The sequence below is a fragment of the Vibrio neptunius genome (genome assembly GCF_000967495.1).
Classification (GTDB): domain Bacteria; phylum Pseudomonadota; class Gammaproteobacteria; order Enterobacterales; family Vibrionaceae; genus Vibrio; species Vibrio neptunius.
This window is the reverse complement of record NZ_JXXU01000023.1, coordinates 111,401-131,278: the sequence shown is the minus strand read 5'-3', so window position 1 is coordinate 131,278 and position 19,878 is coordinate 111,401. Positions and strand designations below refer to the sequence as shown.

At 45.4% G+C, this 19,878-nt stretch carries 21 protein-coding genes and 1 other RNA gene; 11 read left to right on the top strand and 11 right to left on the bottom strand.

Going from position 1 to position 19,878, the window contains the following annotated elements; all coding sequences use genetic code 11:
• Nucleotides 1-344: 344 nt before the first annotated feature.
• Both TW84_RS09500 and ilvN read left to right on the top strand, forming a co-directional pair.
• Complete coding sequence (locus tag TW84_RS09500) at nt 345-2,069, top strand: acetolactate synthase 3 large subunit (RefSeq protein ID WP_045975420.1); 1,725 nt, start codon at nt 345-347, stop codon at nt 2,067-2,069.
• Between the two features lies 1 nt (nt 2,070).
• Nucleotides 2,071-2,565: an acetolactate synthase small subunit gene (gene ilvN / locus TW84_RS09495; RefSeq protein WP_045975419.1), complete on the top strand. Its 495-nt coding sequence runs from the start codon at nt 2,071-2,073 to the stop codon at nt 2,563-2,565.
• A gap of 50 nt (nt 2,566-2,615) precedes the next feature.
• Here ilvN and glpQ read toward each other — a convergent pair whose 3' ends face one another.
• From glpQ to TW84_RS09465, 7 genes are all read right to left on the bottom strand, one after another.
• On the bottom strand, nt 2,616-3,671 hold the full coding sequence (gene glpQ, locus TW84_RS09490) for a glycerophosphodiester phosphodiesterase (protein WP_045975418.1): 1,056 nt from the start codon (nt 3,669-3,671) through the stop codon (nt 2,616-2,618).
• Between the two features lie 51 nt (nt 3,672-3,722).
• Nucleotides 3,723-5,087 (bottom strand): glycerol-3-phosphate transporter, encoded by a 1,365-nt coding sequence (gene glpT, locus TW84_RS09485; protein WP_045975417.1) that lies wholly within the window; start codon nt 5,085-5,087, stop codon nt 3,723-3,725.
• A 335-nt stretch (nt 5,088-5,422) separates the two neighbouring features.
• A complete protein-coding gene (serA, locus tag TW84_RS09480; protein ID WP_045975416.1) occupies nt 5,423-6,652 on the bottom strand; it encodes a phosphoglycerate dehydrogenase in 1,230 nt (409 codons plus the stop codon).
• A gap of 253 nt (nt 6,653-6,905) precedes the next feature.
• Nucleotides 6,906-7,562 carry a ribose-5-phosphate isomerase RpiA gene (rpiA, locus tag TW84_RS09475; RefSeq protein ID WP_045975415.1) on the bottom strand — a complete coding sequence of 219 codons (657 nt, stop codon included), beginning with the start codon at nt 7,560-7,562 and terminating at the stop codon, nt 6,906-6,908.
• A 63-nt stretch (nt 7,563-7,625) separates the two neighbouring features.
• Nucleotides 7,626-8,213, bottom strand: a complete 588-nt coding sequence (locus TW84_RS09470; RefSeq protein WP_045975414.1) for a 5-formyltetrahydrofolate cyclo-ligase — start codon at nt 8,211-8,213, stop codon at nt 7,626-7,628.
• Between the two features lie 31 nt (nt 8,214-8,244).
• Nucleotides 8,245-8,427: non-coding RNA, 6S RNA (ssrS, locus tag TW84_RS23845), on the bottom strand.
• 20 nt (nt 8,428-8,447) lie between these two features.
• Nucleotides 8,448-8,756, bottom strand: coding sequence for a cell division protein ZapA (locus TW84_RS09465; RefSeq protein ID WP_045975413.1), 309 nt, complete (start codon nt 8,754-8,756; stop codon nt 8,448-8,450).
• Nucleotides 8,757-8,990: 234 nt separating this feature from the next.
• Here TW84_RS09465 and TW84_RS09460 point away from each other — a divergent pair, with 234 nt between their 5' ends.
• Genes TW84_RS09460 through TW84_RS09450 form a run of 3 tightly spaced genes read left to right on the top strand, consistent with a single transcriptional unit; the run spans nt 8,991 to nt 12,009 of the window.
• On the top strand, nt 8,991-9,566 hold the full coding sequence (locus TW84_RS09460) for a YecA/YgfB family protein (RefSeq protein ID WP_045975412.1): 576 nt from the start codon (nt 8,991-8,993) through the stop codon (nt 9,564-9,566).
• Between the two features lie 12 nt (nt 9,567-9,578).
• Nucleotides 9,579-10,757 carry a 2-octaprenyl-6-methoxyphenyl hydroxylase gene (ubiH, locus tag TW84_RS09455; protein WP_045975411.1) on the top strand — a complete coding sequence of 393 codons (1,179 nt, stop codon included), beginning with the start codon at nt 9,579-9,581 and terminating at the stop codon, nt 10,755-10,757.
• Between the two features lie 25 nt (nt 10,758-10,782).
• Nucleotides 10,783-12,009, top strand: coding sequence for an FAD-dependent 2-octaprenylphenol hydroxylase (locus tag TW84_RS09450; RefSeq protein ID WP_045975410.1), 1,227 nt, complete (start codon nt 10,783-10,785; stop codon nt 12,007-12,009).
• Between the two features lie 61 nt (nt 12,010-12,070).
• Here TW84_RS09450 and TW84_RS09445 read toward each other — a convergent pair whose 3' ends face one another.
• The 3 genes from TW84_RS09445 to ygfZ form a co-directional block, all read right to left on the bottom strand.
• Nucleotides 12,071-12,277: a DUF1107 domain-containing protein gene (locus TW84_RS09445; RefSeq protein ID WP_006957803.1), complete on the bottom strand. Its 207-nt coding sequence runs from the start codon at nt 12,275-12,277 to the stop codon at nt 12,071-12,073.
• Between the two features lie 620 nt (nt 12,278-12,897).
• Complete coding sequence (locus tag TW84_RS09440; protein ID WP_045975409.1) at nt 12,898-13,374, bottom strand: aminoacyl-tRNA deacylase; 477 nt, start codon at nt 13,372-13,374, stop codon at nt 12,898-12,900.
• Nucleotides 13,364-14,332: a tRNA-modifying protein YgfZ gene (gene ygfZ / locus TW84_RS09435; RefSeq protein WP_045975408.1), complete on the bottom strand. Its 969-nt coding sequence runs from the start codon at nt 14,330-14,332 to the stop codon at nt 13,364-13,366. The genes TW84_RS09440 and ygfZ overlap by 11 nt, the downstream gene beginning before the upstream one ends.
• Before the next feature lie 187 nt (nt 14,333-14,519).
• Between ygfZ and TW84_RS09430 the strand changes: the two genes are divergently transcribed.
• Both TW84_RS09430 and TW84_RS25320 read left to right on the top strand, forming a co-directional pair.
• Nucleotides 14,520-14,780 carry an FAD assembly factor SdhE gene (locus TW84_RS09430; protein ID WP_006957800.1) on the top strand — a complete coding sequence of 87 codons (261 nt, stop codon included), beginning with the start codon at nt 14,520-14,522 and terminating at the stop codon, nt 14,778-14,780.
• Entirely contained in the window at nt 14,749-15,147 is a 399-nt protein-coding gene (locus TW84_RS25320) for a protein YgfX (RefSeq protein ID WP_420806540.1), read from the top strand. The genes TW84_RS09430 and TW84_RS25320 overlap by 32 nt, the downstream gene beginning before the upstream one ends.
• A 12-nt stretch (nt 15,148-15,159) precedes the next feature.
• Here TW84_RS25320 and nadB read toward each other — a convergent pair whose 3' ends face one another.
• A complete protein-coding gene (nadB, locus tag TW84_RS09420) occupies nt 15,160-16,776 on the bottom strand; it encodes an L-aspartate oxidase (RefSeq protein ID WP_045975431.1) in 1,617 nt (538 codons plus the stop codon).
• Nucleotides 16,777-17,161: 385 nt separating this feature from the next.
• Between nadB and rpoE the strand changes: the two genes are divergently transcribed.
• Genes rpoE through TW84_RS09400 form a run of 4 tightly spaced genes read left to right on the top strand, consistent with a single transcriptional unit; the run spans nt 17,162 to nt 19,819 of the window.
• Nucleotides 17,162-17,740 (top strand): RNA polymerase sigma factor RpoE, encoded by a 579-nt coding sequence (gene rpoE / locus TW84_RS09415; protein WP_045975406.1) that lies wholly within the window; start codon nt 17,162-17,164, stop codon nt 17,738-17,740.
• Between the two features lie 26 nt (nt 17,741-17,766).
• Nucleotides 17,767-18,390 carry an RseA family anti-sigma factor gene (locus TW84_RS09410; RefSeq protein ID WP_045975405.1) on the top strand — a complete coding sequence of 208 codons (624 nt, stop codon included), beginning with the start codon at nt 17,767-17,769 and terminating at the stop codon, nt 18,388-18,390.
• Entirely contained in the window at nt 18,387-19,349 is a 963-nt protein-coding gene (gene rseB / locus TW84_RS09405) for a sigma-E factor regulatory protein RseB (protein WP_045975404.1), read from the top strand. Before TW84_RS09410 ends, rseB begins: the two co-directional genes overlap by 4 nt.
• Nucleotides 19,349-19,819 (top strand): SoxR reducing system RseC family protein, encoded by a 471-nt coding sequence (locus tag TW84_RS09400; protein ID WP_045975403.1) that lies wholly within the window; start codon nt 19,349-19,351, stop codon nt 19,817-19,819. Before rseB ends, TW84_RS09400 begins: the two co-directional genes overlap by 1 nt.
• The last annotated feature ends 59 nt before the right edge of the window (nt 19,820-19,878 follow it).

Sequence of the window (19,878 nt, the reverse complement as noted above, 5' to 3'; positions counted from 1 at the left end):
TGATGAGGGTAAAGCTTCGCTCCTATCTGACATTGGCTAATATTTTACTCTGAATTTTTTGTTTTTTTTTATCTCATTTTCTGTTTTTTTTGTTTCATCTGGTGTTCTTTCCTTATATTAGTTTGATAAATAGCATATTGCTTAAAATGAGAATTATGTCTCATTAGACCCTTTGATAAGAAAACGTTACATTTGTTGCGTGAACTTGTTTTCTGTTACGACAGAGCAAGGCATAGCCGAAAAAGTGAAAGTATTTCGATTTAGGCTACGAATAAGCCCTAGACTATGTAAAACCAGCCCAATTAGTTGACCTTATTAATTGGTATACTGGTGAGGAGAATAATATGACAGCAATGTTGTCCGGTGCGGAGATGGTTGTTCAATCTCTGATCGAAGAAGGCGTAGAACAAATTTTTGGGTACCCTGGCGGTTCCGTTTTGGATATCTACGATGCGCTTCATGCTAAGACAGATCAAATTAAGCACGTCTTAGTTCGTCATGAACAAGCGGCTACCCATATGGCAGATGGCTATACCCGTGCCACTGGCAAGCCAGGCGTTGTTCTGGTGTGCTCTGGTCCCGGCGCGACCAATACTGTGACAGGTATTGCAACCGCGTACATGGACTCGATTCCAATGATCGTGATTTCAGGTAACGTACCTAATAACCTGATTGGTAATGATGCTTTCCAAGAATGTGACATTGTCGGTGTTTCGCGCCCTATTGTTAAGCACAGCTTCTTGGTTAAGAAAGCGGAAGATATTCCTGAAATCATGAAGAAAGCTTTCTATATTTCGACGACAGGGCGTCCTGGCCCGGTTGTTATTGATCTGCCGAAAGACGTGATGAATCCGCAGGTCAAATTGCCATACGAATATCCTACCAGCATCGTAATGCGTTCATACAAGCCAACCACAACGGGCCATAAAGGTCAGATCAAAAAGGCTTTGAAGGCATTACTAGAGGCGAAAAAGCCGGTTCTTTACGTCGGTGGCGGCGCTGTGATTTCAGAAGCTGATGAGCAGCTTCTGAAGTTATCAGAGGCGTTAAACCTACCTGTTGTCAGCACTTTAATGGGGTTAGGCGCCTTCCCAGGTACGCATAAAAACTCGCTTGGTATGTTGGGGATGCACGGTGTGTATGAGGCCAATATGGCCATGCACAACGCAGACTTAATTTTTGGTATCGGTGTGCGATTTGATGATCGAACCACCAACAACCTAGAAAAATATTGTCCGAATGCCAAAGTGATGCATATTGATATCGATCCGTCGTCTATCTCGAAAAACGTCAAAGCAGATTTGCCTATTGTTGGCTCAGCAGAGAAAGTGCTGGCGAGTATGGTGTCACTCTTGGAGGAGCAAGGCACCACCAACGATGGTGAAGCACTACAAAGCTGGTGGGATGATATCCAGACTTGGCGTGATCGTGAATGTTTGTCTTATGAATCCACGCCTGAGCGTATTAAACCTCAACAGGTTATTGAAGTTCTGCACAAGCTGACAAATGGCGATGCGTACGTTGCTTCTGATGTGGGTCAACACCAAATGTTCGCAGCGCTCTACTATCCGTTTAATAAACCACGTCGCTGGATTAATTCTGGTGGTCTAGGCACGATGGGCTTCGGTTTGCCAGCTGGTCTAGGGGTTAAATTTGCTAAGCCTGATGAAGAGGTCGTAGTGGTGACTGGTGATGGCAGTATCCAGATGAACATTCAGGAACTGTCGACGGCGTTGCAATACGATATCCCAGTTAAGATTATTAACCTAAACAACCGTTTCCTAGGCATGGTGAAACAGTGGCAAGACATTGTTTACCAAGGAAGACATTCTAACTCATATATGAGCTCCGTTCCGGACTTTGTTGCGATTGCAGAAGCATACGGACATGCGGGAATTCGCATTGAAACGCCAGACCAACTTGAGTCTGGTTTAAAACAAGCATTGGAAATGAAAGATCGCTTAGTGTTTGTGGATATCAATGTTGATGAAACTGAGCATGTATACCCAATGCAAATTAAAGGCGAAGGTATGGACAAGATGTGGCTAAGCAAAACGGAGAGAACGTAATATGAGACACATTATTTCACTGCTAATGGAAAACCAACCGGGTGCATTATCTCGAGTGGTAGGTCTGTTCTCACAACGTGGTTACAACATTGAGTCTTTAACGGTGTCACCGACAGATGATGAGACGCTGTCGCGCATGAACATCACTACGATCTCGGATGACATGCAGCTTGAACAGATCCAGAAACAGCTCAATAAGCTGATTGATGTATTGAAAGTTCAGGAAGTTACCGAACTTGATCATATTGAGCGTGAGCTGATGATGGTTAAAGTGAAAGCCAGTGGCTTTGCTCGCGCAGAAGTCAAGCGCACAGCGGACATCTTCCGTGGTCAGATTGTTGATGTCACCGCTTCTCAATACACGGTTCAACTAGCGGGTACCAGTGAAAAGCTGGATGCGTTCATTCAAGCGATTTCAGAAGTGACTGATGTCATTGAGGTTGCGCGAAGTGGTGTGGTAGGGATTGCACGCGGTGAGCGTTCACTGAAGCCTTAACTTGAGAAAGAAAAGCCTTAGTCATGGACTAAGGCTTTTTTGTTTAAGGGCTATTTGTTGAGAAAGTTAACTGCTTTGTCTGGGAAATCGGTAAACAGACCATCTACTTTGACCTGATTGTAGAAGATATCTATCATTCCCTCGAAGCTATCAGTATAACTCGGAATACGCCCTGGATCGGCTCGGAAAGTGTATGGGTGAACATCTAGGCCTGCTGCTTTTGCCTCTTTCATCAAGGGTTTGATAATAATGTTGTCTTTGGTTGATTTATCATCGACCAACATTGGTTTCCAAGGGCCAATGCCTTCGGCGTACTTGGCAACTTCCTTCATTGCGCCTGATTCGAACATCCAATCATAGCTATACGGGGTTGCCGTGTCGCCTTTGTAGACCATGGTTTCGTTCCAGTCAGTGTAAGCCATCAGCTGCACTAATTTGAGATCCATGTCCATACTAGGCATGAGTTCATTGTTGATGCGTTTGAGCTCATTAGCGTCAAAGCATTGTAGGTAGACTTTGTCATCCTGACTGTCATAGCCGTACTGTTTTAATGTTTTGAGTACCGCAGAAGAGATGTCTTTTCCTTCATGACGGTGGAACCATGGAGCTTTGATTTCAGGGTAAATACCAATATCGTAACCAAGCGTTTTGTTGAGCCCTTGAATGAGCTCAATTTCTTCAGCGAGAGTAGGGACGCTGAAGTCGGATTTCCACATTGGAAAACGGGTCGGATAACCCGCAACTTTATTACCATTGTCATCAATATTGAACCCTTCTGTCACTTTTAGGGTTTTGATTTCTGCGAGCGTAAAGTCAATTGCATAATAGCGGCCATCAGCACGAGCACGATCAGGGTAGCGTTCTGCTACATCGGTGACTCGATCTAAGTAATGATCATGGAGGACAACCAGTTGATCGTCCTTAGTCATGACAACATCTTGTTCGATGTAATCCGGTTTCATTGCGTAAGCCAAAGCTTTAGCTTCTAGAGTATGCTCTGGCAGATAACCTGATGCGCCGCGGTGAGCGATGACTAGAGGCTTAGCCAAAGCTCCAGCAGATAGACTAAGAGCCAGAAATGTAGCGCAAACTGACGTTGTTTTCATTCTTCATTCCTTGATTAAAATAAGGCAGCCGTGCTGCCTCTTTGATGAGTATTAAGCGAGTGCTGCCTTTTCGGCTTCTTTCTGTTTATGGTGAGCACGTTCGCCAACAAATGCATAAATTAGACAAATAATAGATGCGATACAAGATGCGAACAGAATGATAAAGCCACCATCCCAGCCAAAGTGATCCACTGTGTAACCCAGAATCGCGTTAGCTGCAACCGCACCGCCAAGATAGCCAAATAGTCCGGTTAGACCTGCAGCCGTACCTGCAGCTTTTTTCGGAGCGAGCTCAAGAGCATACAAACCGATCAACATCACAGGACCGTATATCAGGAAGCCGATGGCAACCAGCGCCATCATGTCTACGGCAGGGTTACCAGCTGGGTTGAACCAGTAAACCAAGACCGCAACTGTCACTAAGGCCATAAACAGGATACCGGCTGGGGCGCGACGACCTTTGAACAGCTTGTCGGAAATCCAACCACACAATAAGGTGCCAGGAATACCCGCCCATTCGTAAAGGAAGTAAGCCCATGAAGATTTATCAACCGTGAAATCTTTTGCTTCTTTGAGGTAAACCGGCGCCCAGTCAAGCACGCCGTAGCGAATGAGGTAGACAAACGCGTTCGCAATGGCGATTGACCAGAGTAGTTTGTTAGAAAAAACGTACTTAAAGAAAATTTCTTTGGCCGTCATTTCCTTTTCATGTGATTTATCGTAGTCGTCTGGGTAGTCGTTTTTGTACTCTTCAATAGGTGGTAAACCACAGGATTGTGGCGTGTCGCGAACTGTCATCCAGATAAAGATGGCGACTAGCGTGGCGAAGAAAGCAGGAACGTAAAAAGCGGTACGCCAGTCGTCATTGAATGCCCACAGGCCAAGGATAAACAGAGGACCAATTAGGCCACCGCCAACATTATGAGCGACATTCCATACCGAAACGATTTCCCCACGTTCTTTACGAGACCACCAGTGCACCATAGTTCGACCACAGGCAGGCCAGCCCATCCCTTGGAACCAACCGTTTAGGAAAAGCAAGATGAACATGGCAGTGATACTACCGGTTGCCCAAGGCATGAATCCGAAGCAAAACATGATCAACGCCGACATCAGCAAGCCGCCACTGAGGAAATAGCGCGGGTTTGAGCGGTCAGAAACGCTACCCATTAAAAATTTTGATAAGCCGTAAGCAATCGAAACTGCTGCTAAAGCAACGCCAAGATCTCCGCGGCTAAAGCCTTGCTCAATTAGGTAGGGCATTGCCAAACTAAAGTTCTTGCGAACTAAGTAATAGCCAGCATAGCCAACAAAAATACCGATAAAGAGTTGCCAACGTAATCGGGAATAAGTGCTGTCGAGCTTATCGGAAGATAAGCGGTCGATGTGCGCCTTAGGTTTGAAGATTCCAAACATAGGGACCTCATTGTTATTGTGCGATGGTAAGTAAAGGGAAAGTGAACGAGCAAAATTAATTTCGTTCGAAAGCGTTGGGCATTGTATGAATAATGACAGTTATTTCTGTGATAAATGTTGCATAAATATTAAAGTTTTCGAAAATACAGAAAGTTAGTGTGAAAAAGTTCGACTTGGATTCCGTAATAGACCAGTTGCGTGATAGTTCAGAAACACATCAACGAACTGCTTTTGTTCCTAAGGGAACATTATGACTCGATACTTTTTGAGGGGAGAATGTGAGTTAACAAAAAGCCACTGCAATAGCAGTGGCTTTGATAGCGTCGAGGTTTAACTTAGTGAAGGATACGCGCGCGTAGTGTGCCTTCAATACCTTTGAGTTTCTTGAGTGCTTCTTCGGAGCGGCTGGTTTCAACATCAATGACGACATAACCGATATCGGCGCTGGTCTGCAGATACTGACCCGCGATGTTGATGCCTTCTTCTGCGAAGATAGTGTTAATTTGAGTCATGATACCTGGGCGGTTTTTATGAATGTGCAACAGACGCGAACAATCACGATGCTCAGGTAAAGAGACTTCAGGAAAGTTAACACTTGAAAGTGTTGAACCATTGTCAGAGTATTTCGCCAGTTTACCCGCTACTTCTACACCAATATTCTCCTGAGCTTCCTGTGTAGAGCCGCCCACGTGTGGGGTAAGGATAACATTGTCAAATTTTTGCAGTGGTGATTCAAACGGGTCTATGTTGGTTTTAGGCTCGGTTGGGAACACGTCAATCGCAGCACCAGCAAGGTGACCGGACTCCATTGCATGACAAAGCGCTTCAATATCAACTACAGTACCGCGTGCAGCGTTAATGAAAATCGAACCAGGTTTCATACGAGAAAACTCTTCAGCGCCCATCATGTTTTTGGTGCCCGCGGTTTCTGGAACGTGTAAAGAAATAACATCACATTTGTTCAATAGCTCACTCATAGTATCTACTTGAGTTGCGTTACCAAGTGAAAGTTTGTTCTCAATATCGTAGAAGTAAACACGCATACCTAAGTTTTCAGCGATAATACCCAGCTGTGTTCCAATATGGCCATAGCCGATAATTCCTAATCGTTTACCTCGTGCTTCATAGGAGTTGTCGGCGCTCTTTTTCCAGATCCCACGATGTGCCAGAGCGTTTTTTTCCGGAATACCGCGCAGCAAAAGCAAGGTTTGACCGAGCACCAACTCCGCCACACTGCGGGTGTTTGAGAAAGGAGCATTAAACACTGGAATACCACGAACGGCAGCAGCATTAAGGTCGACTTGGTTGGTACCAATACAGAAGCAGCCAATCGCCACTAACTTTTCTGCAGCATTAATCACTTCCTGAGACAGGTGAGTACGAGAGCGAATACCGATAAAATGAACATCCTTTACAGCTTCTAGTAATTCCTCTTCTGGCAACGAGCCTTTGTGATATTCAATATTGGAGTAACCAGCAGCCTGCAATACTTCTACCGAAGATGAGTGAAGACCTTCAAGCAGGAGGATCTTAATTTTGTCTTTTTCCAGTGAAACTTTGGCCATTGTCTTCGTCCTTAAAATGGAAATTTGGGGCTTAACTGGCGCACAAGTAGTGTAATGTCATTAAAGCAAACGTTTTGTTAGCAAAAAGACTCGCGCAAACGTTTTCCTTGTGCGTCTTCTGCTCACTAAGTTAACAAAAAAAATACACTTTGGGTAAGAAAATTACGGAATAAGGAATAATTTTTATAGGATAAAAGACAAAAACGGCACCTAATGGTGCCGTTTGTAATGAAATAACCGAAACTAGCTTGAATTAATCTTCGATTTTTGCCCCTTGAGGTGTACCCGTGATCACCACGTCCGCACCACGGTGGGCAAATAAGCCAACCGTCACAACACCTGCGATTGCATTGATTTTATCTTCCATTTCTTTAGGATTGGTGATCTGCATGCCATGTACATCAAGGATAACGTTGCCGTTATCTGTCATCACACCTTCGCGGTACACAGGGTCGCCCCCAAGTTTTACCATTTCACGAGCAACGTAAGAACGCGCCATTGGGATGACCTCTACAGGTAACGGGAACTCACCCAGAACGTCAACAGCTTTGGTACCATCTACGATACACACAAACCTATCTGAAATAGCCGCTACAATTTTCTCGCGTGTTAGCGCCGCGCCACCACCTTTGATCATGTCGCGTGCAGCGTTGATTTCGTCAGCACCGTCAACGTAGACATCTAAATTCGATACTTCATTACAGTCGAAGACTTCAATGCCTAAACCTTTCAGTTTTTCAGTTGATGCTTCTGAGCTAGAAACCGCACCTTTGATATCGTCTTTTATTGTACCGAGTGCATCGATGAAGTGATTTACCGTAGAGCCTGTGCCAACACCGACAATGCTGTCTTTTTCAACATACTTAAGTGCTGCCCAACCAGCTTCTTTCTTCATTTCATCTTGAGTCATGCCCATCTCCTGAATGAGGTTTGAATTTAACGTTTGCGGCGCGATTATATAACCAATCTAAGGCTATTCCCAATCCCAGATCTGCTTTGGTGTCACTATTTTGGGTAAAGGCACATCCCAGGATTCAATAGGCAGTTGTTCGACCTGCTGGCAGTCATGCGCGAGGCCTATGGGTTTTGGCCCTGATTGATGATGGAACCAAGGCTCTAACGTTCGGTCGTAGTACCCTCCACCCATGCCGAGACGATGTCCTTGGTGATCAAACGCGACTAGTGGAGTACAGATAAGATCGAGCTGATTGACGGGAATGACTTGAGTTTGATCCAGCTTAGGTTCCTGAATCTTATATCGATTAAGTACCATAGGTGTTTCAGCGTCGTAGCGCAGAAACAACAAATGTCCGACTGAAAATGGGTGGATAACGGGAAGATAGATCGCTTTTCTTTGCGCTCTTAACCAGTTAATCAGTGGTGTGGTATTGATTTCACCGTCAGCAGGCAGATACAGGGCAATATGCTGAGCTGAAGAGGCTTCCGGTATTTGTGCAAATTGGGCAATTAAATCGAATCCTGCTTTTTGCTGTGTTGCATCACTGAGTTGATTGCGCTTGCTGCGGATCAGCTTTCTAAAATCTTGTCGGGATAGAGTCATAAGAGTACCCATGGTTGCTGGGTACCGAGGAGGATACCCCAGAGTGCCGTTGGAGATTTTGACCCTTGAACCAGCTGGTTCAAGGCGGATCAGCAATGATAACCGTAGGCTTCTCGGTTCAAGCCGAGCTTGCTCAATAGCTATCAAGTACTAACCCTTAGGGATTGCTTATCGGCTCAGGGACTTAATCCCCTCACGAACACTCCAGGGTAAATTCTTGTTTGGCGGTAAAGGCTATTGCTGTCCTGGCTTTACTTTACTTAGTGCATCACTGAGTGATGCCGTGAGCTTTTCCAATTGCTCATTTAACGCATTTTTTTGCTGCTCATCTACTGTATCACGGCTTTCGAGCTCATGACAGACATTCAGAGCGACAAAGGTGAGCAGTTGAACTTCGTTGGTAATCTTGGTTTTAGCAGACATGTCTTGTAAGCGTTCATCAAGGCGCTGAGCTGCATTACGCAAAGACTCTTCTTGTCCTGATGGGCAATTCACCCGGGTTAGTTTGCCTAAAATTTCGACTTCAACTGCTTGATTGCTCATACTGACTCTAAATGCGTTAGTAGGGGTGATATGCAGACAATCACCGAGGAGGAAACTATAGAAAAAGGCTTGTTAAGATTCAAGCTTTTCCCAATCAAGGTGCTCAAATCATGACGTAATAACACAGTAATTGGACAAATTGTGTAAATGCTATCCACAATTGCGCAATCGCTCGTTTTCGCTGGTCTTGGTAAATGGTAGAATTGATCTTATTTAGCAAACTTAGGTCTCTTTATGAGCGAACGCAATCTTCCAGAATACCTGATATTGGCTAGTGAGCTTCAGTCGGCCGGTCTGGCAGTGAATCCTGCAGAACTGCACGGCCTTTTAGCAGGAATGCTGAGCGGCGGTTTAAGTCTGACAGACAAAAGCTGGCAGCCCCTAATTTTTGATTACACTAATGATGGTCTGGGGTGGCCTACTAAGTCATTGCAATTGGCTCAAGCGACATTGGACGCAACCATCGCTGAATTTACGGGTTCAGGTATGGATATCTCAATGTTGATCCCTGATGAAGATGCCAGTGCAAGTCTGTTTGATACGGCTGATGGTGTCGCGGAATGGGTGAATCACTACATTTCTGGTTTAGGCCTTGTGAATGCTGAACTGAAAAAAGCCTCGACAGATGTTAAAGAGGCGTTGGCCGATTTAGAAGAGATTGCCAAGCTGGGCATTGATGAAGATGACGATATGCAAGAGCAAGCTCAGCTGCTAGAGCAGGTGATTGAACATGTTAAAGCATGTGCGTTGACGATCCACGCTGAATTTGGCCAAAAGCCGGTAGAGCAAAAGGCTCCAATCATCCATTAATCAGGACTCCCCATGAAGCAGTTTGATGTTGTAATTGCTGGTGGCGCAATGGCGGGCATGACGCTGGCACTGGCGATCAATAAACTTTCTCAGCAGCCGCTGTCTGTAGCGGTTGTCGAGCCTTACAAAGTCGACCATCAGGCTCACCCGGGCTTCGACTCTCGTTCTATCGCTCTGTCTTACGGTACCGTCAATATTCTTAAGCAATTCGGGCTGTGGAAAGACATTTCAACCTTCGCGACGGCTATCCGTCATATTCATGTTTCTGACCGCTCTCATGCAGGTATGACTGAAATTGATAACCTTGAGGTTGGCGTGGAAGCTTTGGGATATGTGGTCGAGTTAGCGGATGTTGGCCGTCTCTATCATGAAAAGGTCGCGCAGGAGCCTAATATCACTTTACTGTGCCCTGCCTCGGTTAATCAGATCGAACGACGACAGCAATGCGTCCATATTGAGCTGGATGATGGTCAAACCATCAGTGGGAAACTGCTGGTGGCGGCGGACGGTGCCATTTCGACCTGTTGCCAGCAAATCGGACTTGATTTCAACGAACACGATTTCGAGCAAGTTGCGGTTATTGCTAACATTAAGGCGGCAGAGCATCACCTAGGGCGCGCTTTTGAACGCTTTACCTCTTCTGGCCCTGTAGCTCTGTTGCCAATGAGCGAACATCGCATGTCTTTGGTTTGGTGTGTAAGGTCAGATGACGCTCAGCGTATTCTGTCGCTCGATGATGATGCCTTTCTACAAGAGCTCCAGCACGCATTTGGTTGGCGATTGGGGAAATTGGTAAAGGTCGGCCAGCGTGCTGCATATCCATTATTGTTGCGCTATCGAGAGCAGAACACATCACATCGATTTGCCATTGTTGGCAATGCAGCACAAACATTGCACCCGATTGCTGGGCAAGGGTTTAACCTTGGAATTCGTGACGTAGCGACACTGGCCGAGTCGATAGCCAATCATAGCGGCGATCCTGGAGATTATTCGGTACTGAGCCAATTTAAACGTCGCCGCGAAAACGATCGTAGTGAGACGATTTCACTGACATCGTCTCTGGTTCATATTTTCTCTAATGATTATCTCACACTACGTATTGGTCGAAATTTCAGCTTGGCCGCGATGGACAACATTCCGGTGTTGAAAGCGCCTTTATTAGCAAGAACTTTAGGCTTAGTTGCTCGATAGCAGCTTGAATGAGGATTGAATTCAGATGATGCAAAGTGTTGATATTGCAATTGTCGGTGGTGGCATGGTTGGCCTAGCTTTGGCTGCAGCATTTAAAGAGACCGATTTACGTATTGCGGTGATAGAAAGCCGAGTACCTGAGAGCGAATTGGCGGACTTACCGGATGTTCGCGTGTCAGCCCTAAGCCGTTCAAGTGAAAATATATTGCGTAATTTAGGGGCTTGGAATGGCATTATAGAGCGTCGTGCCGCACCATACTCGGCGATGGAAGTCTGGGAGCAAGACAGCTTCGCTCGAATTGAATTTGATGCGCAAAAGCTCGCTCAACCCGATCTCGGACACATTGTTGAGAATCGTGTGATTCAGCTATCACTACTTGAGCAGGTGAAGCAGCAGTCGAATGTCAGTTTGTTTATGCCTGCACAGTGCAACTCTATGGCGGTTGGAGAAAGTGAAGCTTGGCTCACTTTGGACAATGGTCACGCATTGACGGCTAAACTGGTGGTCGGCGCGGACGGTGCCAACTCTTGGGTGCGCAAACAACAGGATATTCCGTTAACGCACTGGGACTATGGGCATAGCGCTGTGGTTGCGAATGTCTGGACTGCAGAAACTCATGCCAAAGTAGCACGTCAGATCTTTACCCCACAGGGACCTTTGGCTTTCTTACCTATGGGAGAAAGTAATATGAGTTCGATCGTTTGGTCTACAGAGCCGAATCGCGCAGAGAGTTTAGTAGCGATGTCCAATGAAGAGTTCAATAAGTCACTGACGGCTGAATTTGACGCTCGACTAGGATTATGTGAAGTCGTTGGTCAACGTTTTGCTTTCCCGCTCAAAATGCGTTACGCACGCGATTTTGCTGTTGAACGAGTCGCTCTAGTGGGGGATGCTGCACATACAATTCATCCATTAGCAGGTCAGGGTGTAAACCTTGGTTTACTTGATGCGGCGAGCCTAGCGCAAGAAGTGATGACTTTGTGGCGCAAGGGGGAGGATATCGGCACCAAGCGTAACCTACGTAGTTATGAACGCTGGCGTAAATCCGAAGCGGCAAAAATGATTGCTTCGATGCAAGGCTTTAAAGATTTGTTTGCTGGTGATAACCCTGCGAAGAAGCTAGCGCGAGGTATTGGCATGGCTTTGGTAGGACAATTGCCAGGAGCGAAAGATGAAATCATGAAACACGCCCTTGGTTTAAAGGGGAATCTTCCTGCATTAGCGCAATATCATGAAGCGACTTTGCCTTAGTCGTCATTTTAAATGACAAGGGTTGGCAAAATAAAAAATGCCAACCCTTTTAAATTCGTACCTACGCATATGCACAGCGCAGTCTCATGATTTCCTGATTCACTTCCTTGACTGTTTGGAAATGTCGCCGTTCGGCTTTTTCTGGCAAGACAAGCTTGCCGTTGTCAAATTCAAACTTACCAATACCGTAGATATAAATTCTTCCCTTAAATAGCCGACTTACATGTTTAGCAATCATACCTGGTGTGTATCGCTTAAACAGTCTCATAGAGTAATCCTTATGTTTAGCAAGCACTGCAAAGTATACGATTTTCCGCCTGTTATTTATGTGATTTTGGTGGAGGAATATGCAGTAAAATGAGTTTGTTTGGATATTTGTGTTGTTGTGGGCAAAACAGCCGATAAATATCCACTTTATTGTGATGATTACCTCACTTATGTTCTGTGGTGGGAACTCATCTTGGTTACTCATTCAACACAATCGTTAAACCAAGATTTATGACATTTATAAGATTAGATTATTTTTTAAATAATATGCCAACTTACGGTAAATTTTTTGCTTAAAAAAAGCCCGCATAAATGCGGGCGAATAGTCACAGATGCATTACACAAAAAGTGAATGTCCTCCAATAATCAGCGGATTCACTTTTTCGTTGGAGAAGAGGCGTGTTTATTGCTATGCAAACACTCAGCAGTCAAACACACCAAGCAGTACATCATGGTTTGCCTGTACTTTAACCAACAAAAAAAAACATAAACCAAAATACCACTCTTGACTATATATGCTTGCTTGGTGAATAAGAATTTAAACTTTTCGTGCTTTTTATTGAGGGTTCTGTCACGTAAATATTGCAATTATGAGATTGGATACAAGAAAGTTTGAATGACTTATTTACGACAGATGTCAGCAAGTATCGGATTACAAAGACGGATGAGTTCGTCTCGCTGCAATGCTATTCCTGCCATATTTGAACCGCTGCTTATAGTCACTGTCTCTTCATTCAGCAGTCGACGATCAAATATGATTGGCATCTCTACTGGCAAGAGTAGGGGGGTTACCGTGCCAATCTGGTAGCCGGTCAGTTCTTCAACCATGGAGAGATCAACACAGGTCATTCGGCGGCAAGCGAGCAACGCTCGCACTTTTTGGGGATCAACAGATTGATCACCTGGCGTACAAGCCAGCGCATACAAATCGCCCATATCACGCAAAAGCATAGATTTGACCATTTGAGCAGGTCTCACTCCTCGCTGATAAGCGGCGTCTTTAATCGTGGTTGCAGGGGTACGATGGGGAAGAATGCGGAAAGATACCCGCTGCTCGGTTAAGTAGCGGGTCAGTTTCGTCTCAAACTTATTCGTCATCTTCAAGAGAATATGGCAGTGCTTGCATTGTCCAGATCGAATCTGGCGCATCTTTCAAACGAAATTGTGTATCAGAATCAAGGTTGTTTGGCAGTACGATGAGGCCGATAGAGACGCCGTCATTGAAGCGGTAACTGCTCATCAACTGACCAGCGCTGCGCCAATTGTCCCCAACTGAACGTTCTATTTCAGCTCCGACTTTTATTTCGTAATCGGAGCGTCCTTTAAGTATTTGTAACGCGCGCTTGTTCATACCGCGGTACTTGGCACGAGCAACCGTTTCTTGGCCTGTGTAGCAACCTTTGCTGAAGCTTATTCCACCCAGAGCTTGTACGTTAATCGCTTGAGGAATATGTTCGTTTTGTTGTTCTTGTGTGACTGCAGGTATAGCGGCTTCAATATCCAGTCGAGTCCAGATATCTTCATAAGCTTTGGTCGCATTTATCGACTGGCACAATTGTTCCGCAGTCGTGGCATCTGTAGCTAGCAACCAGCGTTGGTTATCGATTTTAATCGCGGTTCCCCCATCAATTGCTCGAACATCACCGCTTTGTTGTGAAAGATCTTCAACGATATGGGTCGCTTTCTCGCCAATTAATCCGAGTAAGACATCAGTACTTTGTGTGAATTCTATTTTGGAAAAAATGGCGTATTTTTTGAGTTCGGCGAGCTCAGTCTCAATGGCTGAATTTGGCTGTAGCATTGCGTAACCGCCTCGATGGTGGAACAAACGGAATACACTCCAGACTTTTCCTTTTGCATCACAATGCGCGCCAAACGTAGCGGTATCTTCGGCTAGTTGAACAACATCGCAGGTAACCTGACCTTGTAGATAAGACTTTTTATCATCGCCTAGTGCGGTGATCATTCCCCACGATGTGAGGTGGGTGAGTACGAGCTCGGGAAGAGAGTCAGTGCTAGAAAGAGAAAGGGGAGCAAAGTCGTGTTGCCATTCCATGATGTTTACCTGAATGCTATCGAATAGTGCTATGTTAGCGCTTAAACACTAATTGAAACAACCTTTCTGATGTATGGGTTTTTACAGTAAATGCCTGAGCTACCTCTGGAGTGTGACTGAGTTAGTAGTTGTGGGCAACTTTGATTGTTACACTCGGCGCATACAACCGAACAGGTGAGGAATGAGAATGTACACCACCGAAGAAAAAGCGCGAATTAAATGGGCGTGTCGTCGTGGAATGCTAGAATTAGATGTTGTCATTATGCCTTTCTTTGAAGAATGTTTTGAAGAATTGAAAGACAATGAACAGAGGGATTTTGTGTCTCTGCTTGAGTGTGATGACCCCGATTTGTTTACTTGGATTATGGGTCATGGTCGCAGTGAAAACTTAGGTCATGCCTCTATGGTAGACAAGATTGTTGCCCACAACCTCAGTAAAGTGCGTTAGGCTATTAGCTTCAACGTCATTTGTTTCGCAACAGGTCAACTTCGGTTTGCTGATGTTGGCCTGCTGTTTTTTGATTGCCTCCGAATTACCTCTGATACCTACTATCTTTACGGTGGTGTTAATCCTTAAATATCACAGTCAAACCAACTGGCTTGTTGAACCGATGCAAGGGCGTTTGGTTTTCTTCTCTGCTAAATCATGCGAAATCGATAATGAGTCCATGGAGATCCAAAGAAGTGTCTTGAGTTTAGCCGTATTAGGAGTCCTTATTTGGTCCAAAAGCGGCAGCAAACACATTATTTGGCGAGACAGTGTGAGCGAAGAGCACTACCGGCAGTTATTAGTGGTGTTAAAAAGGGAGCGCTAAGCTCCCCCATGATTAACAGTTGATTTTCTCTGGTTCAAGGATCGTTGGACCGCTGTCTGGGGCGAGCTCTGGATAATCGAGTGTATAGTGTAGGCCTCTGCTTTCCTTTCGCTCCATTGCACAACGGACCATAAGCTCTGCAACTTGAAGTAGGTTACGCAGTTCAAGTAAGTTGTTAGACACTTTGAAGTTGCTGTAGTACTCGTGCGTTTCCTGTTGCAACAACTGAATACGGCGGAGCGCACGTTCAAGGCGTTTGTCAGTACGAACAATTCCCATGTAATCCCACATGAATAAGCGTAATTCGTGCCAGTTGTGCTGAATCACGACCTCTTCATCAGAACAGCTAACTTGACTTTCGTCCCATGCTGGCAGAGAAGGGGGGAGCTTGGCAGAGTCCATTCGGCGGATAATATCGTTCGCTGCCGACCATGCATAGACGACACACTCTAATAATGAGTTTGACGCCATTCGGTTAGCGCCATGCAATCCGGTATAGCTCACTTCTCCAATGGCATACAGATGAGAAAGGTCCGTTTCACCTTGCTTATTAACCATGACCCCTCCGCAGGTATAGTGAGCTGCTGGTACGACAGGTATGGGCTCTTTGGTCATATCGATTCCAAGGTCCATTAAGCGTGTGTAGATGGTTGGAAAATGTTTTTCGATGAAGTCTGCCGGTTTATGACTGATGTCTAAATACATACAGTCTGCACCAAGGCGCTTCATTTCGAAGTCAATTGCACGTGCGACGACATCACGAGGAGCTAATTCTTCTCTTTGATCAAAGTCTGGCATAAAGCGAGTGCCGTCCGGACGACGCAGGTAAGCGCCTTCACCACGCAGAGCTTCAGTGAGCAGGAAGTTTCTTGCTTCAGGGTGATACAGGCAAGTTGGATGGAATTGGTTGAACTCCATATTCGCGACTCGGCAGCCTGCTCGCCACGCAATGGCAATACCATCACCAGAGGAAACGTCTGGGTTGGATGTGTACTGATAAACCTTCGAAGCGCCACCGGTTGCGAGGACCACAAATTTGGCTCGAACCGTTTCAACATGTTCTTGGTTTCGGTTCCAGATATAAGCGCCAACAATTTTTTGATTGTCGCCACCGACCTTATCTTCACATATTAAATCGAGGGCATTGTGTCGTTCCAATACCGTGATATTGGGGTGGTTGTGAGCATTATCTTGCAAGGACGTTTGCATGGCCATGCCTGTGGCATCGGCTGCATGTAGAATTCTACGATGGCTATGGCCACCTTCACGTGTCAGGTGGTAGCGTGGTTTTTCGTCGCTGTCGCCATCTTCTCGATCAAATGGAACTCCGCCATCAATGAGCCACTGAACACACTCTTTCGCATTTTCAGCGATAAACTCAACGGTTTCTTGTTCACATAGACCAGCGCCAGCTATTAACGTGTCCTCTACATGCGACTCAATGCTATCTGATTCGTCAAAAACAGCAGCTATCCCTCCTTGAGCGTAAAACGTGGCGCCTTCGCTTCTCGGCCCCTTACTCAATACAATGACTTTGCCATATTCCGCGATACGTAACGCTAAAGACAGACCGGCTGCGCCACTACCCACCACTAACACATCACATTGATGTTCACGGTTTGCGTTCATAAAACTTTTAAATTCCCGAGTTAAGTTGTACTGGCGCCAATCCAACATTTTAGCGTCAGTAATAGAGCGTTCTCGCTCTCCAAATCAATTTTAAAATTGCAACATGGACCCTGAAAAAAACAGAGTTAGCTCACTATAGTAGCACTGGAGTGCTTGCAATTCTTCGTAAATAACATTGCTTTTGAACTCTTTCGTCCCCACAATCTGGAACAGAAGTTACTAGTCCATTACTTCCCAAATAAAATTCGAAGAAAGTTTGAACTTTATATTCATTACAGAGTCACAATAGTGCTCAAGTAAGCAGTGGTGTCAATACTACATTTTGCATAATTAATGCTCATATCTGTCAAGATAGGGGTTAATAACAATAGGAGTACCCGCTCGAATGAACGAGCAGCTGACCGATCAGGTGTTAATTGAGCGAGTTCAGAGTGGAGATAAGCAAGCATTTAATTTGTTGGTCACAAAATACCAAAACAAAGTATGTAATCTTATTTCTCGCTACGTCAATAATCCAGGGGATGTGCCCGACGTAGCACAAGAAGCATTTATTAAAGCTTATCGTGCTATACCAAGTTTTCGTGGTGAAAGTGCCTTCTATACTTGGTTATATCGAATTGCTGTTAATACTGCGAAAAACCATATTGTTGCTCAGGGTCGTAGACCGCCTGCGCAAGATGTGGATACTGAAGAAGCTGAATATTACGAAACTGGTAGTGCATTAAAAGAAATTTCGAACCCTGAGAACTTAACGTTGTCCAAGGAATTGAAACAAGTAGTTTTTAGTGCGATCGAAGCACTACCCGATGACTTGAAAACCGCAATGACGTTGCGCGAGCTTGATGGCTTGAGTTACGAGGAGATCGCTGCGGTGATGGATTGTCCTGTTGGAACGGTACGTTCGCGTATCTTCCGAGCTCGTGAAGCGGTTGAAAAAAAGATTCAACCTCTTTTGCAACGCTAATACCAGTAACGTTAATGGTGAAAAGAATGGCTGACAAAGAGAAACTTTCAGCACTCATGGATGGAGAGTTGGTCGATAAGGCTTTAATCGGTGAATTAGAGCAAGACCAAGCTAGCCTACAAATCTGGAAAAATTACCATTTAATTGGTGATGTGATGCGAGGTGAAGCGCCGGAAAAACCGGAGTGGAATATTGCAGACAGCGTTGCTCTTGCGCTAGAAGACGAACCAGCGCATTCAACGTTTACTTCTGGCAAAATCGCTGACATAAACCGTATAGAATCACAACCAACGCCTTCTCAAGCTCGCCGGCAGCTTCCAGCATGGCTGAGTCAGTTTGGCCAAGTAGCCGTTGCGGCCTGTGTGTCACTCGCTGTCATTTTGGGCGTTCAACAATATGGTGGTAGTGATCCTAGTCAACCAGAAACCGAACAGTTGCCCGTTCTGCAGACGATTCCATTTACCGGCAGCGCTGAACCAGTGAGCTTGACACGTTCTTCGGTAGAGCAGCAGACTGCTGCAAGTGAAGCTAACATCCAAGAGCAGCGCCGTCGAATTAACGCTATGCTGCAAGACTATGAATTACAGTTGCGTTTAAACAGCGACAGTGCTGCAGAGCATAACGACAACCCAGAAACGGTAGTTGAATGAGAAAATTTCTGATCAGTGCGCTGACACTGTTCAGTTTGAGCTCGCCACAAGCCTTTGCAGAAGAAAAACCTGCAGAGGCTTTGTTGCATCAAATGAACGAAGCCAGTCAGCATCTCAATTATGAACTGTCTTATATTCTGATTAAGAAAAACAGCATCGAACCTTTACTTTATCGTCATGCTCGTAGCGAAGATCAGCAACTCGCTCATCTTGTATATCTTAGTGGACCTGTACGTGAAGTGATTCGCCGAGGTGATGAGGTCAGCTACATAGAGCCAGGTGTTGAACCGTTTACCATAGAGTCCGGTAATATGGTTGCCCCAACTATCCCACTTCTAAATGCCGATGTTGATGAACTGAGTGGCATTTACGACTTTATCCAAGTGGGTCGAGCGCGTGAAGCGGGAGCGGCATGTCAGGTATTGAGAATCGCACCGAAAGATGGCCTACGTTATTCTTATATCCTGTGGATCGATGAGCAAACTAAACTTCCACTAAGAGCGGATCTTGTGGATCGTGATGGCGAGGTTCTAGAGCAGTTTCGCACGATTTCTTATAGCGTGAACGATCAGATTTCAGATATCTTGAGTCGACTCAATACCGTCAAATTGCCGGACGTGCTCTCTTTACCCAAAGGGGAGCTGGAGGAAAGCTTTTGGACGGTTGGCTGGATTCCGAAAGGATTTGAGTCCAAAGAATTGAATCGTTATCGAATGGCGAACACCAACCGTATGGTTGAGACACAGATGTATAGTGACGGGCTGTTTAGTTTCTCTGTTTACGTGTCAGCGAGTGACAATTATTCGCTTAAAGGTCAATTGGTTCGTCAGGGACGTCGTACACTTCATAGCTTTGTAAAAGGTGATAAAGAGATCTCAGTGATCGGGGATATCCCACCAGCAACCGCTAAGCGCATAGCGCAATCTGTTACCATCAATAAACAAACGAGTACCAAGTAATGATGACCGCGTTAGCGACAGTATCGGAAGTAAAGTCAGGGCCTAAAGGCTATGATGTTGAGCTGAATTGCGAACAGCAAACAAGCTGCAGTAGTTGTTCATCGCAAAAAAGCTGTGGTACTGGTATTGTCTCGAAAGCGGTGGGGAACAAATCTCTGCACTGGCATCTAGTGACGAGTACAAGAGTTAAAGAAGGTCAGGTTGTGGAAATCGGCTTACCAGAGAAAAGCCTACTGCAATCTGCTGCCGTCGTTTATTTGGTTCCGCTGTTTGCCATGATTTTAGGTGCAGCTCTAGGGCAGTGGCTATTCGCCCCTATTTTAGGTCTTGGTGAAGGTCCTGCTATCCTGACATCTGCTATCTTTACTATGGCAGGCATTTATGGTGCCAAAAGTTTGGCCAGTAATTTTGAACGCCAGTCGCTACGAGAAGTCATACTACTTCGGGTTTTGGGAGATCCAATTAGCTAGTGCGAAGTGCACAGAAATTGGGTAGAATCTGCCAACTTGATTGAAACGCCGTCACAAGA